The sequence below is a fragment of the Dyella ginsengisoli LA-4 genome, assembly GCF_000334915.1.
GTDB lineage: Bacteria > Pseudomonadota > Gammaproteobacteria > Xanthomonadales > Rhodanobacteraceae > Dyella_A > Dyella_A ginsengisoli_A.
Window position 1 is genome coordinate 1 of the sequence record NZ_AMSF01000093.1, and the last position, 1,140, is coordinate 1,140.

General features: G+C 59.3%; 1 protein-coding gene. It reads right to left on the reverse strand.

Features of this window, described 5'->3' with window-relative positions; all coding sequences use genetic code 11:
* Window positions 1-102: 102 nt before the first annotated feature.
* Window positions 103-1,140: DNA-binding protein (locus tag C693_RS23240; protein ID WP_083868372.1), on the reverse strand; the 1,038-nt coding region annotated here is incomplete at its 5' end.

Sequence of the window (1,140 nt, forward strand, 5' to 3'; positions counted from 1 at the left end):
TTGGCTAATTGTGCCCATCCCCCGATAGTATAAAATAAGCGATAAAATAGTATATATAACAATGATCTATCTTCGTCGCAGCTGGCGACGTCGGATGTTCGATCATGCCGGATTCCCACGAGGTACCACTTCAGCCTCATGGGCGTCAGAGGTACTGACGCTGCGCAGTCGAGCAAATGTTTCTTCCAATACGTCCAACCGTGCTTGGCTGGTGGCGCGCTGGGTCTCCGCCTCTCGCCAGTGGTCCCGTTCGGTGGTCAGTTGAGTTTCGGCCGCCGCGAGTTGGGCTTGCAGATGCACTTGCCCTTGTTCGGCATGGGCCAACCGCATCTGCAAGGTTGGATGCTCCTTGGCCAGCGGCAAATTCGCGTCGTAGGCGTACTGCAGTTTCTGATGCTCGGTACGGAACTGGCGAAACTCCTTATCGAGCTGATTGATATGCTCGGTCATCCGGGCATTTTCGCGGTTGAGCTGCAGTAGCTCGTGATTCTTGCTCGTGATGGTGTCGTTGGCTTGTCGCAGTTCGACCTGCAGTCCCTGCACCTGGTGTTCGTGTCGGCGCTGCTCCTGATCGCGCTGTTCCTTGACGGCCGTCCGATAGTGCTCCAAGGCATCGCGGGCATGCTGGTGTTTGTCTTCCAGCGACTGGATGTGCGCTTCGTGCTCGGTCAATCGAGCGGTCATGCCGGCGACCCGCTCCTCCAACTGTTGGACGAGCAACGCGCGATCGCGAAGCTCCTGCTGGACCTGCTCGTGGGCAGTCTTTTCGTCGTGCAGGGCGATATCGGTGCGCTGCAGCTGCGTACTGAGCGCCGTGGCCTCTTGACGGTGCTGCTCTATGGTCGCCGTCAGTGTTTGGCGTTCCGCCGCGAAACATTCCTGTGCTGCGGTGATCCGGACTTCGGCCTCCTCGTGAAGGCGTTCGGCCAGCTTGCCGACTAGATCCTGCAACGCATCGCTGATCGCCACCGTTGCGCCAACGCGCGGTCGGTCCTCGGCCTCCAGCTCCTTCAGATAGCGGTGGATGGTGGTTTTGGAGCCGGTATTACCCAAGGCCACCCGCACGGCGTCGACCGAAGGATGCTTTCCCTGCGCCAACAGACTGTCCCGCGCCTTCTGGACCTCGGTCTTGTACAAGCC